The organism is Lyngbya sp. CCY1209 (assembly GCF_055795065.1).
In genome coordinates this window covers 23,725-40,218 of sequence record NZ_JAYFER010000220.1, presented here as the reverse complement: position 1 = coordinate 40,218, position 16,494 = coordinate 23,725, and the positions used below count along the sequence as shown (strand labels likewise).

Annotated in this window: 20 protein-coding genes and 1 pseudogene; 9 read left to right on the top strand and 12 right to left on the bottom strand. The window is 55.4% G+C overall.

What is annotated here, in order from left to right; translation table 11 throughout:
- Positions 1 to 162: 162 nt before the first annotated feature.
- Positions 163 to 543: a DUF1823 family protein gene (locus AC0QHF_RS04880; protein WP_324703062.1), complete on the bottom strand. Its 381-nt coding sequence runs from the start codon at positions 541 to 543 to the stop codon at positions 163 to 165.
- A 248-nt stretch (positions 544 to 791) separates the two neighbouring features.
- On the opposite strand from AC0QHF_RS04880, the gene AC0QHF_RS04875 reads away from it, so the two are divergent.
- The 5 genes and pseudogenes from AC0QHF_RS04875 to AC0QHF_RS04855 all read left to right on the top strand — a co-directional run bounded on the left by AC0QHF_RS04875 (position 792) and on the right by AC0QHF_RS04855 (position 3,073).
- Positions 792 to 1,424 (top strand): hypothetical protein, encoded by a 633-nt coding sequence (locus AC0QHF_RS04875; RefSeq protein WP_324703059.1) that lies wholly within the window; start codon positions 792 to 794, stop codon positions 1,422 to 1,424.
- 107 nt (positions 1,425 to 1,531) lie between these two features.
- Positions 1,532 to 1,652: pseudogene (locus AC0QHF_RS04870) on the top strand (Uma2 family endonuclease); the annotation flags it as partial.
- 54 nt (positions 1,653 to 1,706) lie between these two features.
- On the top strand, positions 1,707 to 1,949 hold the full coding sequence (locus AC0QHF_RS04865) for a type II toxin-antitoxin system HicB family antitoxin (protein ID WP_324703061.1): 243 nt from the start codon (positions 1,707 to 1,709) through the stop codon (positions 1,947 to 1,949).
- Positions 1,949 to 2,167, top strand: a complete 219-nt coding sequence (locus AC0QHF_RS04860) for a type II toxin-antitoxin system HicA family toxin (protein WP_324703058.1) — start codon at positions 1,949 to 1,951, stop codon at positions 2,165 to 2,167. Before AC0QHF_RS04865 ends, AC0QHF_RS04860 begins: the two co-directional genes overlap by 1 nt.
- A 90-nt stretch (positions 2,168 to 2,257) precedes the next feature.
- Positions 2,258 to 3,073 carry a Uma2 family endonuclease gene (locus AC0QHF_RS04855; protein WP_324703057.1) on the top strand — a complete coding sequence of 272 codons (816 nt, stop codon included), beginning with the start codon at positions 2,258 to 2,260 and terminating at the stop codon, positions 3,071 to 3,073.
- A 14-nt stretch (positions 3,074 to 3,087) separates the two neighbouring features.
- Here the strand turns inward: AC0QHF_RS04855 and AC0QHF_RS04850 are convergent, their stop codons facing one another.
- From AC0QHF_RS04850 to AC0QHF_RS04840, 3 genes are all read right to left on the bottom strand, one after another.
- Positions 3,088 to 3,927: a formylglycine-generating enzyme family protein gene (locus tag AC0QHF_RS04850; protein WP_324703056.1), complete on the bottom strand. Its 840-nt coding sequence runs from the start codon at positions 3,925 to 3,927 to the stop codon at positions 3,088 to 3,090.
- Between the two features lie 84 nt (positions 3,928 to 4,011).
- Complete coding sequence (locus AC0QHF_RS04845) at positions 4,012 to 4,521, bottom strand: hypothetical protein (RefSeq protein WP_324703055.1); 510 nt, start codon at positions 4,519 to 4,521, stop codon at positions 4,012 to 4,014.
- 30 nt (positions 4,522 to 4,551) lie between these two features.
- Positions 4,552 to 5,067, bottom strand: coding sequence for a hypothetical protein (locus AC0QHF_RS04840; protein ID WP_324703054.1), 516 nt, complete (start codon positions 5,065 to 5,067; stop codon positions 4,552 to 4,554).
- 72 nt (positions 5,068 to 5,139) lie between these two features.
- Here AC0QHF_RS04840 and AC0QHF_RS04835 point away from each other — a divergent pair, with 72 nt between their 5' ends.
- Complete coding sequence (locus AC0QHF_RS04835; RefSeq protein WP_324703053.1) at positions 5,140 to 5,853, top strand: HAD family hydrolase; 714 nt, start codon at positions 5,140 to 5,142, stop codon at positions 5,851 to 5,853.
- Between the two features lie 4 nt (positions 5,854 to 5,857).
- Here the strand turns inward: AC0QHF_RS04835 and AC0QHF_RS04830 are convergent, their stop codons facing one another.
- Entirely contained in the window at positions 5,858 to 6,106 is a 249-nt protein-coding gene (locus AC0QHF_RS04830) for a DUF433 domain-containing protein (RefSeq protein ID WP_324703052.1), read from the bottom strand.
- A 71-nt stretch (positions 6,107 to 6,177) separates the two neighbouring features.
- A complete protein-coding gene (gene gap, locus AC0QHF_RS04825; RefSeq protein WP_324703051.1) occupies positions 6,178 to 7,200 on the bottom strand; it encodes a type I glyceraldehyde-3-phosphate dehydrogenase in 1,023 nt (340 codons plus the stop codon).
- Between the two features lie 434 nt (positions 7,201 to 7,634).
- On the opposite strand from gap, the gene AC0QHF_RS04820 reads away from it, so the two are divergent.
- Positions 7,635 to 8,789 (top strand): ATP-dependent 6-phosphofructokinase, encoded by a 1,155-nt coding sequence (locus tag AC0QHF_RS04820; protein ID WP_324703050.1) that lies wholly within the window; start codon positions 7,635 to 7,637, stop codon positions 8,787 to 8,789.
- Positions 8,790 to 8,928: 139 nt separating this feature from the next.
- Here the strand turns inward: AC0QHF_RS04820 and AC0QHF_RS04815 are convergent, their stop codons facing one another.
- The 3 genes from AC0QHF_RS04815 to hmpF all read right to left on the bottom strand — a co-directional run bounded on the left by AC0QHF_RS04815 (position 8,929) and on the right by hmpF (position 11,751).
- The gene (locus AC0QHF_RS04815; protein ID WP_324703049.1) at positions 8,929 to 9,297 is read right to left on the bottom strand and encodes a cyclic nucleotide-binding domain-containing protein; all 369 of its coding nucleotides are present in this window, start codon (positions 9,295 to 9,297) and stop codon (positions 8,929 to 8,931) included.
- A gap of 136 nt (positions 9,298 to 9,433) precedes the next feature.
- Positions 9,434 to 9,772 (bottom strand): transaldolase family protein, encoded by a 339-nt coding sequence (locus tag AC0QHF_RS04810; protein WP_324703048.1) that lies wholly within the window; start codon positions 9,770 to 9,772, stop codon positions 9,434 to 9,436.
- 248 nt (positions 9,773 to 10,020) lie between these two features.
- Positions 10,021 to 11,751 (bottom strand): pilus motility taxis protein HmpF, encoded by a 1,731-nt coding sequence (hmpF, locus tag AC0QHF_RS04805; RefSeq protein ID WP_324703047.1) that lies wholly within the window; start codon positions 11,749 to 11,751, stop codon positions 10,021 to 10,023.
- Positions 11,752 to 12,025: 274 nt separating this feature from the next.
- On the opposite strand from hmpF, the gene AC0QHF_RS04800 reads away from it, so the two are divergent.
- Positions 12,026 to 13,438 carry a CHAT domain-containing protein gene (locus tag AC0QHF_RS04800; RefSeq protein WP_324703046.1) on the top strand — a complete coding sequence of 471 codons (1,413 nt, stop codon included), beginning with the start codon at positions 12,026 to 12,028 and terminating at the stop codon, positions 13,436 to 13,438.
- 74 nt (positions 13,439 to 13,512) lie between these two features.
- Here AC0QHF_RS04800 and AC0QHF_RS04795 read toward each other — a convergent pair whose 3' ends face one another.
- Together AC0QHF_RS04795 and hpf are read right to left on the bottom strand one after the other, a co-directional pair.
- Positions 13,513 to 13,770 (bottom strand): hypothetical protein, encoded by a 258-nt coding sequence (locus AC0QHF_RS04795; RefSeq protein WP_375341400.1) that lies wholly within the window; start codon positions 13,768 to 13,770, stop codon positions 13,513 to 13,515.
- A 371-nt stretch (positions 13,771 to 14,141) separates the two neighbouring features.
- Positions 14,142 to 14,786, bottom strand: coding sequence for a ribosome hibernation-promoting factor, HPF/YfiA family (hpf, locus tag AC0QHF_RS04790; protein ID WP_324703045.1), 645 nt, complete (start codon positions 14,784 to 14,786; stop codon positions 14,142 to 14,144).
- 220 nt (positions 14,787 to 15,006) lie between these two features.
- Here hpf and lipB point away from each other — a divergent pair, with 220 nt between their 5' ends.
- A complete protein-coding gene (gene lipB, locus AC0QHF_RS04785) occupies positions 15,007 to 15,708 on the top strand; it encodes a lipoyl(octanoyl) transferase LipB (RefSeq protein WP_324703044.1) in 702 nt (233 codons plus the stop codon).
- Positions 15,709 to 15,865: 157 nt separating this feature from the next.
- On the opposite strand, the gene AC0QHF_RS04780 is transcribed toward lipB, so the two are convergent.
- Positions 15,866 to 16,492, bottom strand: coding sequence for a single-stranded DNA-binding protein (locus AC0QHF_RS04780; protein WP_324703043.1), 627 nt, complete (start codon positions 16,490 to 16,492; stop codon positions 15,866 to 15,868).
- Positions 16,493 to 16,494 lie beyond the last annotated feature (2 nt).

The window sequence follows — 16,494 nt, the reverse complement described above, 5'->3', positions numbered from 1 at the left end:
GCACCGCTTGGGAATCAATTCCCCGAGGGCGCAAGCCTTGCGCCCCTACCAGCAAAAATCATCTGAAGATGATTGGGGAGGTTGTCCGGATCTGATATCAACTTGCCTCCCCTGCCTCCCCTGCCTCCTCTGCCTCCTCTGCCTCCTGGAGCCCCCTACTCCCTACTCCCCACTCCCTACTCCCTTCATCGACATTTGGGACAGCAGCCAGTTGGCCATCGTCGCCCGCCGGGTTTGTCTGGGGCCGAAGGTGCCGATTTTGTAGCCTTTGAAGCCGAGTTGCTCTTTGAGGAGCTGTTTGTTTTCTTTGGGGATGGAGCGGGTGAGTTTGACGGTGGCGGGGCGAGAGTCGATGAAGTCGGGGGGTTCGGGGTAGGTTTCCCGCCAGTCGGGATCGACTTGGGTGGCGTCCCAGCGATCGCTTTCCGTATTATAACGGTAGCCCAGATGGTGCCAGACGAGTTCGTTGACGGTGCGATCGTCGAGGTCTTCGTTGAGGATGGCCCAGATGGTTTCGGTGTTGAGGGGTGGCAGTTCGGACATGGAATTCGATTGAATGCTATTTTCGGGGGCGTTGATTTTTTCATCATACATACAGCCATGTCACCCCCACGGATTCATTGTAGGCGATCGCGTTTCCGGTGTCAATCCTGTTGTTGATCACTCCAAACCCCTTACCTTATCATGGGGTTACAGCCGTTGATTTTTAGTCAATTATTATGTCCCCTTAACATACCCACATCATAGCCATAAAATAAAAGGCGATCGCGAGAAACAAAAAAACAATAATTATGAAACTTTACTTAGAATCAACCTTTTATTTATCAAACCTGGATCTTTATTATTCCAAGTTGGACAACTTGCAAGTTACCGGAATCGACACCGATATCAAAATTGACGGAGGTCTCGATCTATCTGAAGAAGAATTGGATGAAAGAATGGCATTGGGAGACTACCCGGAACCCATTCAGGTTGGCCGAATGCAAGCCCATAGATTCGATTTGTATTACGACCAAGGAGAAGTCATAATTGTCGCCGATTGTCTGACATCTGACTTATCGTACTTCGCATCGTTCTGTCTATTGGAGGAAGGTCGGGAAGCCATAGAATACAAGCGCCACTTATTTTATATAAATAGCGTCTTCATTGAACCGAAATACCGGGGAAGAGATTACGGATTGCAGGCATTGGCGATGTTTTTACAGGGTTTCGCCTGGGGCGAGGCCGTCGGTTGCCATCCAGTGCCAACTGACGACTTATCCGGCAAGTACCCGAAAGAGAAAGGACAATCGCTTCTACGAAAATATTGGTCAAAAGTTGGATTAGAATCCTACAGCGAAAAGCACAATATTCTCTGGACTCCAAACTGGGAGATGCCGCGTTGGTTAAGACAAAAAATTTTTCAAGAGCGGGAATGGTATTAAAGCCAAGATTATTTCGCAGGAAACAACCAGAGAAAATCACCCCAAAAACCTATGCAGTAAGGGTATCGCCGATCGCACCCTCTTCAAAATGCTATACTGTCCTCCATACCCTGGACGGGCAGGTGAGGCGTTCCTACGTCCTCTGGCAAGAATATATCCCCCCGCTAATTGCCATCGAATGTGTCGGAGGATGGTTCGGAAGAACGCGATCGCGGGGCATTAACCCAGAAGAATTGTAAAGTAAATACGGGTCGTCAAGGTCAAATTCAATTAGGAGGTAAAATGATTCAAGAATATATTCAAAAAGCCATGCAAGTTGCCGAGTATGAACTCCTAGAAGATGATGAAGGGTTTTATGGTACAATTCCCGGAGCGACGGGAGTTTGGGCAACGGGAAGCACCTTGGAAGCCTGCCGTCAAGAACTGATGGAAGTTTTAGAAGAGTGGATATTGATTGGCATTTCTCAGGGTCATCAACTGCCGGAGTTCGGTGGGATTAGCTTGAAAGTGGAGCCGATCGCCTGATGCCACCTTTTGGCCCGATATCCCGTCGTCAGTTGATTGCCGTATTCAAAGCCGCCGGTTTTGTTGGTCCCTATTCGGGTGGCAAACACCAGTTTATGGTGCGGGATGGCTTGCGAGTTCGGATTCCCAATCCTCATCAAGGAGAAATTGGCAAGAATCTGTTGAAACGGATTTTAAAACAAGCGTGTATTTCACAAGATGAGTGGGAAAATTTATAGCACTTCGAGGTTGTGTTGAGAGAATTGCGATCGCACCCTCTTCAAAATGCTATACTGTCCCCCATCCCCTGCGATGAAAAACGATTTGCCATGACCATCGCCAAATTCTCTGAACTCGGAATTACTTCCCTTCCGGATCATACCCAACTCCCCGACTCCGACGGCACCTTCGTGAAAAACTTTCAGGAGCACCCCCAGAGTATCTTACTGACTGATTCCATCCAGCCGACGCTCGATCGCCTGCACCCGGACGAACAATATGCGATCGGTCAGGATTGTGGCATTTACTGGCGACTGACGCAACCCCCGGAAAAAGGGGCCGAATGTCCCGACTGGTTTTATGTGTCCAACGTCCCCCCCACCCTGGACGGACAGGTGAGGCGTTCCTACGTCCTTTGGCAAGAATATATCCCCCCGCTAATTGCCATTGAATTCGTGTCGGGGGACGGTTCCGAAGAGCGCGATCGCACCCCTCTCTCCCAAACTTCAGAAGACCGCCAAAAACCAGGAAAATTTTGGGTGTACGAACAGATCATCCGCCCCGCTTTCTATGCCATTTATGAAGTACAAAAAGCCCGCGTTGAAGTCTATCAGTTAATTACCAATCATTACGAGTTAATGGAAGCCAACGAACGGGGTCATTATCCGATCGAGCCGATGGGTGTCGAGTTGGGAATTTGGCGGGGACGATACGGCAATTTAGACTTGCCTTGGCTGCGTTGGTGGGATAGTGAGGGGAATTTGTTATTAACCGGAGATGAACGGGCTACAATTGAACGTCAGCGGGCGGAAAATGAACGTCAGCGGGCGGAAAGAGCCGAATCGGAGTTGCAGCAGGAACGTCAACGGGCCGAACGGCTGGCGGAATTGTTGCGATCGCAGGGCATTAACCCAGAAGAATTGTAATCGAAGGTACGTCGCTAGATTTCCGGCGTCAACATTCCGACAACCCGAAACCCGATATAATCCTTACCGCTGCCGGAGGGGTGCCAGTAGCGAACAGCAGAACGGCAAAATTTGGCGAAGTCACTCCAAGAACCACCCCGCAACACATGGTAATCATCACTATTAAGTTTTACCCAAGCCTCACCATCGCGGGGTAAACCCTCATAGTTTTCGTGATAGTCATCCTCGCACCATTCCCAAACATTTCCGTGCATATCGTATAAACCAAAAGCATTGGGGGGGAAACTGCCCACCGGGGTTGTCTTTCTCCGATCCTCTCCCTTCGCCGCCTCGCCGTAGGGAAAAGTACCCCGATAATTGACCCAATCCGTCGTTATCGTTTCCCCGAAATAAAAGGGTGTCGTTGTACCGGCCCGACCGGCATATTCCCATTCGGCTTCGCTCGGCAAACGATAGTTTTTTTGGGTCAGTTGGGAGAGCTTTTTACAAAAATCTTTGACACCCGCCCAATCAACCGTTTCGACGGGGTTTTGTGTCCCCTTAAAGTGGGAGGGATTGTCTCCCATCACCGCTTGATACTGTTCCTGAGTGATGGGGTATTTGCTCATGTAAAAAGGTGCGATCGCCACCTCGACCTGATTACCGCTGCCATCATTTTCATTGCTGCCCCGCCCCGCTTCCCCTTGGGGCGACCCCATCAAAAACGTTCCTCCGGGAATGGCGACCATCTCTAAGATGGTGTCGTTGACCCGTTCCTTGAAGACTTTCGCTTCCATCTGATGGCGGTCAATGACTTGTCCCTGATGGTTGACGTTCACCACTTCAAATTGTTGGGTTTCTGTATGCAAAGCCATACATTTTGCGGATTATTTCACATTTAAATTATACCACAAGTGCCATTATTGGGAGTCAGTTTTTTTGGGAAAATTGCCCCCGTTTCAATCATCTAAAAATGCCAGGGTTAGCGTCTCCCCGTTCCGGCGGCGAGCGATCGCCAACAATCCTTCCATCACTTCACCATCCCCAAGGTTATAAATTTGGAAATCTTTGACTTCCGGACTGTTAAAGCCTGCCGCGAGGATGGTGGGTTCGCGATCCTGGCCGGTTTCATCATAATCGTAGTCCAGCATATTCGCGATCCGGTCGTCATAGTCAAGACCGGCAACCCGGGTTGCCGCGTCTAGTTCTAGCCGAATATTGGGTTCGAGGTCTGGAGTGCGCTGATAGATTAATTTCCATTCGCGCATCCAACTGATCAGGCTTGGAGAACTTTCTTCGGAACTCTCCCCCACAAAATATTGATATTGACGCAAGGCAACCGCTTCCAAATCGGCTTCGGGCTGAACCCGTTCGTAAAAAATGGTGACTCCCCAAGCATCTTGGCGAGGCGGACTGTAAAAGTCCATCAAATCTCGGGCATATTGGGGAATTTCAGGAGATAAAGACATGGTTAAACCGGGCAAATTTATCGTCAAAATTTATAAGCCATGAGTCGAATTTTTTTTATCTAAAAATGCGAAAATCACCGTCTCTCCGTTCCGGCGATGACTGATCGCCAACAGTCCTTCCACGACTTCACCATCCCCGATGGTATACACTCGGAAATCTTCAACCTCCGGACTGTCAAAAGCCGTCTGGAGTACCGTATAGGCTCGCACGTAGTCATCGGTATTGATCTTTAAGAACTTTGAGAACAGATTCTCATGCTTCTCCCCGGCGAGGGTAGCCACGGCTGTTATTTCCGCTACAAAACAGGGGTCGATGTCGCGGGCACGCTGATAGATCAGTTTCCAAGGGCGCATCCAAGCGTCAGAATGTCGATCCCATTGCTCCCCGACAAAATATTGATAGTGGTGTCGGGCCATCTTTTCCAAATCTGCTCCGGGCTGAATTTGTTCGTAAAAAATACCCACTCCTCGAGCATCTTGGCGAGGGGGACTGTAAAAGTCCATCAAATCCTGGGCATATTGGGGGATGTCAGGAGATAAAGGCATGGGTTCGTCGATCGCGTTTTGGATCGATTATAATCGATCAGACTGAGAGAAGTACGATCGCACCGACAATCATTGAAAACAGAACAGATGAAAACGGTTTTATTTTGGGATATCGACGGGACTCTTTTAAATACCAAAGGGGCAGGACGTTTGGCGATGGAGGAAGCGATCGCGGATCTGACAGGCGAGCGCGCCGATTTATCTTCTTTGAATATGGGGGGACTCACGGACTGGGATATTTGCAGCCAAATTTTGGAACAGTGCGGTTTGGAAGCGACGGCGGAGAATATCGAAAAACTCCAAAATCGCTACGTCGAACATCTCCCCGAAATGTTGCCGCGATGTCCGGGATATGTCCTGGCGGGGGTGCGAGAAATTTTGGAACAGTTGCGAGATCGGACAGATGTTTTATCTGTGGTTTTGACGGGAAATATGGAAGCCGGGGGACGGGCAAAATTGGCTCACTACGGACTGGATTCTCACTTTCCTTTGGGGGCATTTTCGGGGCGATCGCGCGATCGCGTGGAGATTGCGAAACGGGCCCTGATTTTAGCCCAGCAACAATTGGGAAAAGTCTCCCCGGATCGATTATATGTTATTGGTGATACGCCCCATGATGTGCGGTGCGGGCGGGCGATCGGGGCGAGGGCGATCGCGATCGCTTCGGGACACCACAGCGTTGAGGAGTTACGGAATTGCGGCTCTTGGTCCGTGTGGAACGCACTCCCCCACCCCCGGCAGTTTTTGGAGACGGTGGGGGTGGGACTTGGGAAAGCCGTTGGTTAACCGTCTATAATTCACATCTCTTGATAGTTTTGTTTGTTGTGCCAGTGAAAGAAAGCCCTTCATCTAGAAGTTCGAGAATGCTTTGCACTGGAATACGGGTTCCGGCAATACAGGGCTTGCCGAAGTGGATTTGGGAATCGACGGTAATTTTCTCCATATGGCTAGAATCCATACGACGGGCTTTTTCAATTTTAGGACGGGATTGCAAGGAGATGAAGTTGCGATCGCGCTCCGGATCGATCTGCGTTGACAATTCAAAACCCCCGCCGGCCAGAAAATGACGCGGCGGGAGTTTCGAGGACGATCGCAATTTTTAAAGCGAACCTACAGCAGTCCGTCCGCCTTCGCCATCGAGAGCATCAGGTCAACCACCCGGCAGGAATAACCCCACTCGTTATCGTACCAGGCGACGACCTTGAAGAAGTTGGAATTCAACTCGATGCCGGCTCCGGCGTCGAAAGTGCTCGAACTCGAATCGGTGGTGAAGTCAGAGGAAACCACCGCATCTTCGGTGTATCCCAAAATCCCCTTCATCGGGCCTTCAGACGCCGCCTTCATCGCCGCGCAGATTTCCGGGTAGCTGGTGGCCTTTTCGGTGCGGAAGGTGAGGTCCACCACCGACACGTCCGGAGTCGGAACCCGGAACGCCATCCCCGTCAGGCGGCCCTTGAGTTCCGGCAGCACCAGGGTGACGGCCTTGGCCGCCCCCGTGGAAGCCGGGATGATGTTCTGTGGGGCACCGCGTCCGCCCCGCCAGTCCTTCTTACTCGGTCCGTCTACGGTGGGTTGGGTAGCGGTCATGGCGTGGACCGTGGTCATCAGACCTTCGGCCAGACCGAAGTTATCCTGGATGACTTTGGCGACGGGGGCCAGACAGTTGGTGGTGCAACTGGCATTGGAGACGATCAGATCGGAGCTGGGGTCGAAGGTCTCGTGGTTGACGCCGATGAGCAAGGTTTTCACCTTGTCGGGATCTTTGGTGGGGGCGGACAGAACCACCCGCTTGGCGCCGGCTTCCAGGTGTTTGGATGCCCCGTCGTAGGTGGTGAACAGGCCGGTGGATTCGACGACGTAATCGACGCCGAGATCCTTCCAGGGCAACTGAGCCGGGTCTTTGATGGAGGTGCAGCGGATGGAGCGTCCGTCCACGGTGATGCCGTCGTCCGTGGCTTCTACGGTGCCGTCGAAACGGCCGTGGGTGGAGTCGTACTTGAACAGGTAGGCCAGGGCGTCGGCGGGGACGAGATCGTTGATGCCGACAAACTCGATGTCCGGATGTTTGATGCCGGCGCGGGCGACCAGCCGTCCGATGCGACCGAAACCATTAATCCCTACTTTTATCGCCATAATTAAAAACTCCTCTGGGTCTACAACGATTGCCCCATTCTAAACAACCGAAACTTTAGCTACTGACTTTAGCACGGGGACGGCCGATTTTCGCCTTTTTCTTCTCATTCTTTTAAGCTTATTTGCGACCGATATAAAATAAAAAGTCCGAGAAATCAATCGGCAAATCTTAAATAAAGATTAAATCTGGTGCGGCCTGTCAGCGTTTCCTGAATTCCCGGCAAATACACAATCATCGGGTTTTGTCAACCGCCCCGAGTCTCTCCGAGAAATGACGGTTCAAATCGCGATGTACGGGCGATCTGAGCAGTTTAACCGATCCGGTTTAAACGTAAGTTAAGAAACAATAAAAAAGACTAACATGATACCCTTCCTTTCGGCCATCGGAGGTAATATTTAGATGCAACCAAAAAACAACTCAATCTGACGAGATTATGAGTAAACGCAAACGCATTGGAATTTTGACCAGCGGAGGGGATTGCCCCGGTCTCAATGCAGTGATTCGCGCCGTCGTGAGTTATGCAACATCCGAATACAATTGGGAAGTGCGGGGTATCCCCTACGCGACCCAAGGCCTGATCGATCGCAAGAGCGTGGTACTCAACCGCCACGGCATCGAGCGCCACGGCATCGACCCGCTGCTGAGTATGGGCGGGACGATCCTGGGTTCGATCAACAAGGGGGACACGGAGGCCCAGGCGGACGAGGTGATCGCCGGTTACTACGACCTGGAACTCGACGCCCTGATCGCGATCGGCGGGGACGGCAGCCTCGCCATTTTAGAAAAGCTGGCGAAAAAAGGCAACATGAACCTGGTGGGGGTTCCCAAAACCATCGACAACGACGTCGCCTGTACGGAATTGTCCGTCGGGTTCAATTCGGCCGTCAGCACGATTTTGGACTCCCTCGATCGCCTCAGCTACACGGCTGCCAGCCACGATCGCGTCATGGTGGTGGAGGTGATGGGGCGCACCACCGGACACCTGGCCCTGCACTCCGGCATCGTCGGCGGCGCGGACGCCATTTTAATCCCCGAAATCCCCTACTCGATGGGGAGTCTGTGCAAACGCATCCACCACCTGCGGACCCTGTGGGGCCGCAAATTCGCCGTCGTCGTGGTGGCGGAGGGGGCGAAAACCGCCGGGGGCGAATCCCGATATTACAAAGATGCCCTCGGAGAAGTCAGGCTGCGGGGCATCGGCGAATACATCTCCACGGAAATTGAAAAAAACCTCGGGGTGGAAGCCCGAGTCACCGTCCTCGGCCACGTCCAGCGGGGGGGTGCGCCCTCGGCCTACGACCGCCTGATCGCCACCGCCTTCGGAAAAACAGCCGTGGACGTGATCGCCGCCGAGGACTACGGCAAAATGGTAGCCTGGAAGAGCAATCACGTCACCACCATCTCCCTGGACGAGGTGTTCGAGAACAGCCCCCGCCTGGTCGATCCGGACGGATTTTGGGTGGAAACGGCGCGATCGCTCGGGATCTACGTCGGCGAGGAACCGGAAGCCCACGACACCTGTTCCACCCAGCAAAACGGGCATCACAACGCCCTGGCGATCGAAACGGCGACGACGATGCTCAACTGAGCCGTTTTTTTTGCATCTCAACCGTCAGAAGTCCGCCCGACTCCACCGCCATCGGAGTCCATTTCCACTGAAGTCAGAAGTCTATTTTCGGGTGCGGACGACCGGACATTTTCGGTTCCCCATCTCATTGTTTTCGATTTTAGAGCGATCGCTTCAAACGGCGGAGGCGATCGGAGAAACTTCGCATCACCTCCAGAGCGAATAGGGGGGTCTGCTCGATCGCGAACAAAAATCGCCGTTCGTCCATTGTGGCGAGGACGCAGTCCGTTTTCGCCACGGCCGTCGAAGCGCGGGTGCCGTCCCGGTGAACCAGGGCACCCTCCCCGAAAACATCCCCTTGTTTGAGGGTTTCGATGGATTTTCCATTCACCCAAAACTCGACCTCTCCCTCGATGATGCCGTACATGAGATCGCCCGGTTTTCCCTCTTCAAAGATTGTCTCTCCGGCGGAAACTTTTTGGTCGGGTAACTGTTGAAAAATTTTGACAGTTTGAGCCGGTTCTAACATTATAATTATTCCTCTTAAAATTGAGCCAGCCGGTCGCGACGGACGAGATGCTGTCGTGGGAATTATAGCATCGCGGGAAATGCCGTGGGATTCGGATTCGGAAATGAGATAGCGGCCCTTGGCGACGGTGGCTTCCCTATTCTAGGACAGGCGGGCGTCCACCTCCGTGGAAACCGGGCTGGGGATGATTTCGAGGATTTTCAACCCGAAGGACACGGCGAGGCGATCGCGCGGCCAACGCCGCCACGTTCCGGGCGGATGCCCCAGCCCCCAATTCCTGGCGGGCCCGTTTGAGGGTGTCATCGACGATGCCCTGATATTCCGGCATCGCGGCCGCCGCCGTCATCAGGGACGGGTTGGTGGCGGCGTCTGTGGGGGTGAAGGTTTCGATCGCTTTGATATCCCCCGTGTCGGCGACGACCACCGTCATCTCCCGCAGTTCCACCCGGTTTTTGACATTTTGAAGACAATCCAATCAGACTATCGAGTTCTCCAAAAGTCCGTTAAACAGAGATGATGATGTTTCTAAATTTAGAGAGTTAAATATTGAGAGAAAGGACTTATAACTCCCGACCGTCGGGGGTCTGACATTCACAACCGTCGTCGGCAAACCGTCATTCGAGTCGCGAATAACCGGCGGCCGGCGCGATATCGGGGAGGGAGAAGTCCCGGCCGTCCTCCGGGGGGGGCGGGCGAGAAGCGGAGATCTCGCACGGCGCCCGTCTAGGAGGAGACCAATTCGGAGAGCAGCCGGCCGAGTTCTCCCTGGGCCCGGGCGTTGCGATCGCCCATTTCTCGAATTTGCCGGCACTCGGCGGCCAGTTCCTCCACCTGCGCTTTCAAAGCATCCCAGCCGTCCTGGAGCGGTGGCAGGATCTCCCCGTACAGGTTGACCCGACCTTGAATTTCTCCCAGAGTCTGCCTCTGCTCGATCCAGTTTTGCTCTTCGGCTTCGAGTTGCTGGCGTGTCTGTTCCTGCTCCGCTTCCCGATGGGACAATTCGTCCCCGGCGGTCTGAATTTCCGATTCCAACTCGTCGGCGCGATCGCGGAGTTCTTGCAGCTCGGCTTGGGCGGCCTGCTGCTGCTGCCGGAGTCCGGCCAGGAGCGAGGGAAAATTGGCGACCCCGGTTTGACCCGCCCCCCCCAGGCGCTCCAACAGAACCGCCTGGTATTGGTTCATGTGGTCTTCCCGCTCTCCGAGGGTGCGGCGCTGCCCTTCCAGAGTTTTTTCAAGCATCTGATAGGCATCCCGTTCGTCGGCTAACTCCGCCTCTTTGGTGCCGCGATCGCCCCCCGAAGCCTGTTCGATCTGCTGCTGGAGTTCCTCGATCTCTTCCCGTTTGTACTTAAGTTCCTCCTCTTGGTCGCTGACGAGTCGGAACCACCGGTCCCACTCCTGCTGCAGGCGCTCCACCTCGGCCTTCAGTTGCTCAACGGGCATCTTTTGCAGGGCTTCCTTGTCCACCTTGACCCCCGACGGGGAGCGGTTCGCCACCGATTCGGCCAGACGTTCGAGTTGGCCGATCAGGGTCTGTCGCCCTTCGATCTGCTCCTCCAGGCGTCGAATTTGGCCGCGATCGCGCTCCAACAAGGTCTGGCGGGCGTTGCGTTCGGCCCGGGCGTTCAACAGGGCCATCTGGGCCTCCTGCCACTCAGTCCACCGACTTTTGATAGAGCGGGCCGCTTCGTCCACCTGCTCCCGGAGTTCGGACGCCCGGGCTTCCTGTTCCGACCGCGTCGCCCGGTAGGTTTCGAGGGCCGACACCCCCTCCCGCACCCGTCCGAGGGTGCCGTCGATGCGCTCTTCGAGGCTTTGGACGGAGGGCGGTTCGGAGAGGCCCTCGAGAACCGATCGGATTTCCCCGGCCTGTTCCGGACTCAATCCCTTTTGGGTTTCGAGCCCCGCCTTTTGGGCTTCGATCTCTCGCATTTGTTCCTGCAGGCGCGATCGGGTGGTTTCGATTTCCTCTCGGCCCCGCTCGATTTCAGCCCGCAGGCGCTCTTCCTCTTGCTTGGCGGTTTCGGCCCTCTGTCGCTGTTCTTCGAGGCGGTCGAGTTCCTCTTGCAGGTGATCCATCTGCTCCCGCCGAGCTTCCATTTCCATTTCTCGGCGGTTGAGTTCCTGACTCTGGTAGGTCAGGGACTCCTTCCACTGTTCGATCTCTTCTTGTTGATTTTTAAATTTATCTTGCAATCGCGAGAAATCTTCAAGAATTCTGACCAGTTTTTTGCCTTCCTCGATGCGCTGCACCTGTTTGCTGGCGTTGAGTTCCACCAAAACCAGAGTCCCGTCTTTGTAGTTGTTGGCATCGTCGGCCGGAACCCCGTCGTCTCCCGGCACGGCGCTCCAATTGTTTTCCCCCCGCTGACACGCCAGCAACTTGAGTTCAGCCCGACCGCCACCCAAACCAAAGCCACTTTTTTGCTTCTGTACTTCCGCTAAATAAAGCACGGTGATTGTCCTCGTGAGGTGTTTAAGCTTTATTCCTAGCTTCAATCATATTCCCGTTTTCGATGTTAACAGTAGATGGGGGGGCGACTTTTTTTGCGATCGCCCCCCCCTGCCGGCGATACGGGGAAGCCAGGGATTACAATGGATCGGTGTCCGAGTCTGCCGCGCCATCGAGTCCGCCGCGTCCGGACATCTTGACGCGGGACGAGAACAAGGGATGGGGTGCGACCCCGCCGACATCCCGCCGTCCGCCCCCGTGCAATCATCACTCACCATGAGACACCACCTCCGTCAGGTCTTCGCCAGTTTCGGAAACATCGCCTCAAATTTTCGTTCGGGTCTCCGGTTCCGGCGCATCCGCCGGCGCGGGTGGCGAAGGCTCTCGGGCTTTGTGCTGTCGTTCATTTTGGTTCTGGGGACCCGCGTCGAGCTGGCCGTTTCCCAGGAGTCCCCCGAGGCGATCGACTGGTCGCAACAAATTATCCAGTTCGAGAGAAATTGGGAGGAGCAGTACGAAAGTTATTTTGAGGGCGACCTGGCGGCGGTGACTTTAAACGGGGACGACATCAGCCGCATCCTGGCGCAAATGGCGCGGCGGACCCGGACTCGGGCGGCGGTGCTGTGGGTGGCGCCACAGCCGGAATTTTTGAAGTTAGCCCTGGTGACACCGGGTCAACCCCCGACGGGAAGGGTGATTCCGGGGGTGACGCGGGAGCAAATGTGGGCGGCGGCGCGGGAGTTGCGCCGGGAGCTGACCCACCCGAGCCGCCTGGGGACCCGATCTTACCTGCCATCGGCCCGACAATTGTATCGGTGGACCGTGGCCCCCTTCGAGGCGGAGTTGCAGGCCGGGGCGATCGATACGTTGCTGCTGTGTTTCGGGCCGGGGCTGCGGACGCTGCCGATCGCGGCCTTCCACGACGGGGAGCGGTTTTTGGTGGAGAAATACAGCCTGACGCGCATCCCGGCGTTCAATTTGTTCGACCGGAACCGGACCAGCCTTCAAAATGCCCGGATTTTGGCGATGGGGGCTTCGGAGTTTGAGGATCTCAACCCCCTGCCGGCGGTGCCCGTGGAGATCTCGGCGATCGTCGGGGAGCGTCCCTCCCAACCCTGGCCGGGGGAGTCGTTTTTGAACGGGCAGTTCACCCTGGAGAATCTGAAGCGGGAGGTGGCGTCGGGATCCTTCGCGATCGTCCACCTGGCGACCCACGCCGAGTTTCAGCCGGGAAAGCCGGAAAATTCGTTCATCCAGCTTTGGGACACGCGCCTGGGATTGGATCGGATCGGGGAGGTGAACTGGTCCGAGTCCCAGACGGAGTTGTTGGCGTTGAGCGCCTGCCAGACGGCGGTGGGGGATAAAAATGCGGAGTTGGGATTTGCGGGGCTGGCCCTGAAGTCGGGGGTGAGGACGGCAGTGGCGAGCTTGTGGTCCGTCAGCGATGAGGGGACGTTGGCTCTGATGAGCGATTTTTACCGGCAGCTCCGGGGGATGCCGATGAAGGCGGAGGCGCTGCGGCGAACTCAAATGGCGATGATTGCCGGGGAGGTGCGGTTGGAAGGTGGGGAACTGCTGACGTCGCGGGGAGGAGTCTCCCTTCCTCCGATTCTGGCTCAAATGGGCGATCGCGACCTGTCCCACCCCTTCTACTGGGCCGGATTTACGACGATCGGGAATCCGTGGTGATATCGGGTTCGGATTAATTTATTAAATATAGTTTTTATAACAACTATTTGAACGGACATGAGGTGAGGCGATCGCTACTCTTCGAGGGCGGACAGGTCTTCGATCACCCGCACCCGACCCCGACAGACGGCCCGCAACAGCCGGTTGACGGCGGTCCGCTCCTCTTCGCTCAGGGAGTCGTCCATGGTGGCGGCCATCAGCGCGTAGCGATCGGCGAGGGTCAGCACCCCCTTGTCCCTCACGGAGACTAAAATTTCGGAAATTGCGCCGGGGAGAAGGTTGAGGTGAGAATACATGGGAGACTTCTTGAATTCGTCCATATTTTCTATCATCCCCAAATTCGATTCAATTTCCGGTGACGGGGGCTATCTCGGGGGCGTGATTCCGGGGGGAATGACCCGTGACGGTCATGACCTCCCTTCTGTGATTTCGATCGCCGGTCGGGAGGTCGTCTATAGCGCTGTGCGCTGGGGTGTAGGGTGTAGGGTTTAGGGTGTAGGGATAGGAAAATCCCGGGTGATCAGGATTTCAACAACCAGGGGATGGAGTCCCTTGTCAAGCCCCTTGTTGTCCCCCTCGACGAAACTGTAAACAGACGAGCGATCGTCACTATAGTCACTCGATCTGAAGGAAACGCGAAGAAGATCGGGACCGGCCGCTCGAAACAAAGGCCCGACCTGTGCGGCCGGGCCCGGGTTAGGGATTATAAAGTGACCGACGACGGGCGGTCAAGTTCCGATTCGGAAGTCCCCTGGCCGTTACCGTTGGGGACGCTGCCGTTTCGGGGTTGGATGACGCCATACCCCCCGTGGTGGGAACGCTGGTAGATGACGTTGATCTCGCCCGTTTCGGCGTTTCGGAACATATAAAAGTCGTGGTCGATGAGCTGCAACTGCTCCAAGGCTTCTTGGATGCTCATCGGTGGCATGGCGAAGTATTTCGTCCGCACCACTTCTCCGGGCAGTTCGGCCGTGCGATCGCCGATCAAATCCTCGACAATGGGCTGCTCTGCGACGACTTCACCGGTTTTGGGAAGGTGATGCTGTTTGGCTTTGCGCTTTTCTTTGTACTTGCGAAGCTGACGGGCGATTTTGTCCGCCACGAGATCGATGCTGGCGTAGAGGTTCTCACTGCTCTCTTGGGCACGAATAACCGTACCGTTGGCATAAATCGTGACTTCGGCGGTTTGCTTTGGATTTATCCGGGGGTTGCGGGCAACAGATAGGTGGACGTCAACCTCGTTGGTCAACTGCTGAAAGTGATTGACTGCCTTCGCGATCTTCTGTTGCACATACTCGTGAATGGCATCGGTAATCTCAAGATTTTTACCCTGGATAACAAGCTTCATACAGCTCCCTCCCGCTCATAGTGTGGGCATAACCTCACGTTAACATTTTGCATTTTAGAAACGTGAATCGTTTAAAATCTTTTGCATCCCTTGACAATTCTTGATGGTTGTCAAGTAAAGTTTTGTCAACACCCCCTTGCTTTTTTGGGTCGTTTCCTGTAAGGGTGCTGAACTGGGTCGAATCTCCTATTTCTCGCGCATCTATACTTAGGATCTTACCATGCGAACCCCGACTTCAATCGCTTTTGTCGATCCCCGTCCGGTTGACTGCCAGTTTTACTCGTTGGGACTCGTCCCTTATCAGCCGGCCCGGGTCTGGCAGCAAGGGCTCGTTCAAGAGCGAGTTAATTGCCCGAGTTTACCGGATGTTTTCATCTTACTTGAACATCCCCCCGTTTACACGTTGGGACGGGGTGCGGACGCCCAATTTCTCAAGTTCGACCCCCGGCGGGGCGATCGCGAAGTCCACCGGGTGGAACGGGGGGGAGAAGTGACCTACCACTGTCCGGGCCAACTGGTGGGATATCCAATTTTGAACCTGCGCCGGCATCGCACTGACTTGCACTGGTATTTGCGCCAACTCGAGGAAGTCCTGATCCGTACTTTGGCTGTTTGGGGGGTAGCCGGCGATCGCATCCCCGGCCTGACGGGGGTCTGGGTGGGGGACACGAAAGTGGCGGCCATCGGCATCAAGGTCAGCCGCTGGATCTCCATGCACGGGTTCGCCCTCAACGTCTGCCCGGATTTGGCGGGATTTGAGGCGATCGTCCCCTGCGGCATTTCTGACAAAGCCGTGGGTTCCCTGGCCCAATTCGTCCCCGACATCGCGATCGCCGACGTCCGGGAGGTGCTGGCGACTCAATTCGCCGAGGTGTTCGGAGTGCGGCTCGTCCCCGCGGCGGGTGTGAGTCCATGGGAGTAGGGGGAGGGAGGGTCGGGGCGGAGGGAGCGGGAGAAGCCGAGGGAACGGAGGAAGAACACAGATAGGATTTTCCTCGTCTGCTTGACCGTTGCCTCCGGTCGCCTCCCCTGCCTCCCCGGCTTCCCCGGCTTCCCCGACCTCCGGTCGCCCCCTGCCCCTAAAACGGAATCGGGTCGTAATCGGGATCTTCGGGGTCGGGGGACGGTTGAGAGGGGGCCGTCGGGCGGTGGGATTCGTCGGCGTCGAGATCCGAGCCGGAAGTTTGGGGGCTGGGGGTGGTGCGGTTGCGAGATCCCAGGGGGACGACGTTGCTGGGGGGGGTAGCGGGCAGTTCCGCATCCTCGCCGCCGGTGCCTGGCGAGGCGCCCAAGGGATAAATCCGTCGGGCGACGAGTTCGGCTCGCTTTTCTTTGAACCCTTCCGGGCGCTCCATCACATTCATCTGCAGGCGACCTTCGATCACCACAGAATCGCCGACGTGATATTTCTGGTTCATTTCCTCGGCCAGATTGCCCCAGCCGATCACCCTCAAAGTGGCGGGGGGATCGTTCGGGCGGCTGGTGGTGAACTGGATCAACATCTCGGCGATGGGCAATTGATTGTCCGCCGTGTAGCGAAGCTGGGGTTCCCGAACGATCTCGGCCATCAAAATGCAGTTATTCATTGTCGATTTTTTGTGATCTCCATCGTTGATATTGGGGGCGAGAGTCGAGAGCCGGGGTTCATCTGGGGAAACCCGTCGCGCCGTCCGGGTTTCCGAATCAGCCGACGTCCCGGTTGCCATCT